The sequence below is a fragment of the Mucilaginibacter sp. P4_E8 genome (assembly GCF_056401495.1).
In genome coordinates this window covers 1-1,910 of the sequence record NZ_JBFUJG010000339.1, presented here as the reverse complement: position 1 = coordinate 1,910, position 1,910 = coordinate 1, and the positions used below count along the sequence as shown (strand labels likewise).

The following is a 1,910-nucleotide window of genomic DNA, read 5'->3' as shown; positions in this document are numbered from 1 at the left end:
AGCCAAAGCAAGGCACAACAGAGATATTAATAAAGCATCAGAACCAGGACTAGATTTGCTTGAGAAATACCTAAAGCAAGGAAGAAACTTAACCGGGCAGCAAAAAGAACGGTTTGCTGGTGATTATCCTCTATCAATCTTAGATGCAGCTATACAAAAGTTATACCCTAGGCTAGGAGCAGTTAGTCCCATTGATTTAGTAAGTAAATATCCGCGCAATCCCCACGTTAATGCCTTGGAAGATATATTACTGAACATTGGACTAGGGCAAATAAGTTTCGTAATACTTAGAAATGCAGCAATTGACTTTGCAGTGAAATTTGGGTTACCACCCATACCACAACAAGTGGTAATACAACCACCTGTTGTGTCCCCATCTATTCCAACTCCATCAACAACTCCAACAGCAGCAGCCTCAACTGTAACTAGCCCGTCCTCAACGCCATATACATCAACAGTCACACCTCCAACACCATCACCAGGAACATCTTCGGTTGCTCCTATAACTCCTAACCCCGGTATACCAGCAGCCGCGATGAACACTCCTAAAAGTGTTATGAATAAGATGAAACTGTTTACCCCTATAGGTGCCAATCGAGATAAAGTTGTAACTCTTAGAGATGAGATATTAAATCTTGATCTGACCAAAACTCCGATTGCGTTTTGTTTTATACTTAGAAGTTTGTTTGAAATATCCGCAAAGGCTTATTGTATTGATAAAAGCATACCTTACGCCAGTAATGGCAAGGATAGAAAATTGATTGATCTTTTAAAAGACGTAGCGAAGGATATAACAGGCAATATACCCACCCACCCTAAGACAAAGGTATTGCATGGGGCATTGACCCAATTAGCAGTACCAGTAGGCATACTTTCTGTAACATCAATGAATGCATTGGTACACAATCCTAGCTTTTCAGTAACATCAACGGATATCTGCGGATTATTTAATAACATATATCCACTGCTTGAGGAAATGAACTAATATAACTGTTTACCAGCAACCATGAACAAAAGCCCATTACGTTATCCCGGCGGAAAACAAAAACTAGCTCCGTTTCTAGTGGAGATACTTGAATTAAATGATCTGATCGGAGGGCATTATATAGAACCTTATGCAGGTGGTGCAGGGGCTGCAATAGAGTTATTAATGTCGGGTGTGGTAAGTAGTATCCATTTAAATGATTCTAGTAGGGCTATATATTCCTTTTGGATGTCAATACTCAATTCTACGGATAAGTTTTGCGAACTAGTTAGGTCGGCATCCCTTACTGTGGATGAGTGGAAAAGACAAAGAGAAATTATAAAAAACCCCGATGATTGTACGGATTTAGAACTTGGTTTTAGTACATTTTATTTAAATAGGTGCAATCGGTCAGGAGTATTAACAGCAGGCTTAATTGGTGGATTAAAGCAAGATGGGAACTGGCGAATGGATGCTAGGTTTTCGCGCAATGATCTTATTCGTAGAATTGAAGCCATTGCTCAATTACACGATTCAATCAGCCTCAGCAACATGGATACCGAAGAATACCTTGCTAAGTGTGTTTATACTATGCCAACAAACACGTTGATTTATTTTGACCCCCCATATTACGAGAAGGCAAGTGGTCTTTACTTAGACTTTTATCGAAAAGACGATCACAAGCGATTGGCAGACATTATACAAACATTAGGTACCCAGAAGTGGGTCCTATCATACGACAATGCCCCACAAATTATTGAACTTTACAGTAACCGAAGAATGTTTACCTATGATTTACAATACACCGCATCAACTGTTTATAAGGGTAAAGAGGTCTTTGTATTTTGTGATGATTTAAAACTTCCAACATATTCAAAGCTGCCATACATCGATATAGCATTAAGAGCTGTTTGCGAGAGAAACGACATTGATCCTGTGTTACAAT

General features: G+C 39.2%; 1 protein-coding gene and 1 pseudogene. Both read left to right on the top strand.

Annotated elements, in window-relative coordinates:
- Window positions 1-985 (top strand): annotated as a pseudogene (locus AC1DRQ_RS31170) (hypothetical protein); the annotation flags it as partial.
- Between the two features lie 21 nt (window positions 986-1,006).
- Window positions 1,007-1,910, top strand: a 904-nt coding sequence (locus AC1DRQ_RS31165) for a DNA adenine methylase (RefSeq protein ID WP_477429961.1), incomplete at its 3' end; no start/stop codon positions are given.